Source organism: Candidatus Parvarchaeota archaeon (assembly GCA_016866895.1).
Classification (GTDB): Archaea; Micrarchaeota; Micrarchaeia; order Anstonellales; family VGKX01; genus VGKX01.
Genome location: VGKX01000156.1, coordinates 1 through 2,772, shown reverse-complemented (window position 1 = coordinate 2,772; position 2,772 = coordinate 1). Strand labels below are relative to the sequence as shown.

Annotated in this window: 2 protein-coding genes; both read left to right on the top strand. The window is 49.7% G+C overall.

What is annotated here, in order from left to right; genetic code table 11:
- The first annotated feature begins 222 nt into the window (after positions 1-222).
- Positions 223-1,764, top strand: a complete 1,542-nt coding sequence (locus FJZ26_05350; protein ID MBM3229832.1) for a PrsW family intramembrane metalloprotease — start codon at positions 223-225, stop codon at positions 1,762-1,764.
- Between the two features lie 83 nt (positions 1,765-1,847).
- A partial coding sequence (locus FJZ26_05345; GenBank protein ID MBM3229831.1) for a dihydroorotate dehydrogenase occupies positions 1,848-2,772 on the top strand: 925 nt, incomplete at its 3' end.

Here is a 2,772-nt window from a genome sequence, read left to right as displayed (position 1 = left end):
GGAGAAGACAGTAGTTGACGGAAAGGAGCATGTGAAGATAACCGAAAGCAAGCTTGCCCTGGCGGAAAAGGACGCCTTCAAGGATTTGCTTGATGTAATTAAGCGGCGCAATGAGTGGTGGTACAAGGGCGGCGTGTGGGCGTGGAAATATGTCAACCTTTACCTCCCGCTTCCCTTCTAGGCCTGCAAAAAATTTTATCGCATTTGTCTTGGTGTGTTTGCTTGCAAAACAGTCCATTGGCAATAAGCCCAAGCCAGCACCGCACAGTTTTGGCCTGCATAATGCCGGTGTTTCTGGCCCTCCTTATTCTTCCTCAGACATTTGCACTTGACCCATTTAGCGCAAGCGGCCTTGCAAAGTCGCAGGTTGAGGCAGATGTGCTGCTCGAGCAAAGGCAGCTTGCAAACCCGCAGGAGTCCCTAAGGTTGGATGTCCGTTTGTCAAACCCGGCAGACTCGGCCCAGGAAGTTTATATCTCCAGGCTTGATGGCTCCACACTTGTGCCCCTTGGCCTTGTGGCAAAGCTCCAGCCAGGCGAGATAAAAGAGGCTTCGTATTATTTGGAAGTGAAATACTCAGGAAAGCTTTCCCAGTCCAGTACCTATTACATAGTTTCGGCCGATGACACCGGGACACTTTCCCTGGCAACCAGCTTTACGCACACGGAAGACTGGCTGCACTATAAGATTGGCATCGAGTCATATCTTTCAAAGGCATACCAGACGGCGCTTCCGCTTTTCCTTGCAATATTTGCCACCGTGACAATTGCAGTGATACTGTTTGTGCAAAAGCACTCAAAGGAAACCTCAAACAGGGGGGAATTCACAATCCACTCATTTTTGCTCCCTATTTTTGCCTCCAAGTTAAAGTTCCAGGAAAAACTTTCAATTGTCTTTATCAACCCGGTCTTCTGGCTTGACGAGCTTTTGTTCATGCTTGTCCTGCTTTTGGTCATTGCCACAAACCTAGTCTCGCAGTACGGCCACGCAAATGCGTTTTACATCCTTGGCCTTGCCGGAATCGGCGCTGCCTCCTTCCCGCTGCTTTACCTGCTTTGCGCCTATTTTCTTGACTTTTGGGTTGCCCACAAGCCCTTCCGCTTTTTCCTAGCCTTTTTTTGCTGGGGCATATTTTCCGCAGTTCTGTCATTTTTCCTCACATCAGTCTACACAAGCTCTGCCGACTTATTTGGCTTTGCAAGCCTTGGAAGCGCAACAGTAATACTTGCCGCCCTCATTTCCCCACTTGTCGAGGAACTGCTTAAGGGCCTTGGGGTTTACATCGGCTCCAGGCACCATGCCTTTGATTCGGCTGCAAGCGGCCTACTCATGGGCTTTGCAGTCGGCCTGGGCTTTTCGTTTGTTGAAAACTGGTTTTACTTCACCTCCAGAAGCTCACCATTTGAGCTTGGCCTTGTTGGCTGGGTTTCCTTCATCGTCTACCGCTCGTTTTTCAACTCCATCGCCCATGGCATATTCAGCGCAGCCCTTGGCGGCTTTATAGGCTACCTCAAGTCGCACCCATCGTTCCAAAAGCACTATCACTTCGGGCTTTGGCCTGGCATTCTGGCTGCAGTCACCCTCCACTCCATTTTCAATTCAAGTGCAATAATAGACAGCCTTGCAATCTCGGACTACAACCTACCGGTTTTTGTCTTCAATCCGGCAGTAACCATAATCCTTGACATTCTTTTTGCTGTAGCCTTGGTATTTGCCATCAGGGACGTTTATCACAGGCACATTAAGCACAGGATTGGGAAATAAGCGGCATGCAGGAAGGGGCATTTTTCTGAAAAGCAGGCTAGAATTATAAACCATGCTTTGCATACTAATTTTTGTGATTTGTTGTGGCGACAAAGACGGCAAGTGCACATTTTGATGTGGACCTTTCGACCAGGGTTTGTGGCCTAAAGCTTTCCAACCCAACTGTTCTTGCAAGTGGAATCTGGGGAACATCAGGCAACCTGCTTGTCAGGGCGGCAAAGGCGGGGGCAGGGGCCGTTACGTCAAAGTCGTGCAGCCTCAAGGCAAGGGAGGGGCATCCAAACCCCACAATCCTTCTTGCTGACGAATATGCGCTCAATGCAGTAGGGCTTTCAAACCCGGGCGCACGCCTTGAAGTCGAGGAGTTGAAGCTGGCAAAGGCCAAGGCAGGCGTTCCTATAATTGCAAGCATTTTTGGCAACACAATGGAGGATTTTGCCTCTGTTGCAAAAATCGTCCTTGAGGCAAAGCCAGATGCAATTGAGGCAAACATTTCCTGCCCAAATGTTCACAAGGAGGGCGAGATGTTTGCATGCTCCGCTGCATCTGCCTCAAAAGTGACTGGCATGGTCAAGGAGGCTGCAGGCAAGGCCCCTGTCCTTGTAAAACTTTCACCGAATGTGACTAGCATTGTTCAGATAGCAAAGTCTGTTGAGGATGCCGGGGCTGATGGAATAATCGCAATCAACACCGTTTCGGGCATGCTTGTGGATGCGCATGCAAGAAGGCCAATCCTCTCAAACAAGTTTGGGGGAATTTCAGGAAAGGCAATCAAGCCTGTTGCCCTAAAGGCGGTTTATGAAATTAGCAGGGCAGTTCAAATACCTGTCATTGGGGTGGGGGGTGTGTTTAGCGGACTTGATGCCGCGGAAATGCTCATGTGCGGTGCAAGCGCCGTTGGCGTTGGAACGGCATTATCCTATCGGGAAAACGCGTTTGCCTCCATAAACTCCGAGCTTGCGCAATTCATGTCACAAAACGGCTACTCAAAAATCAGGGAACTAAAAT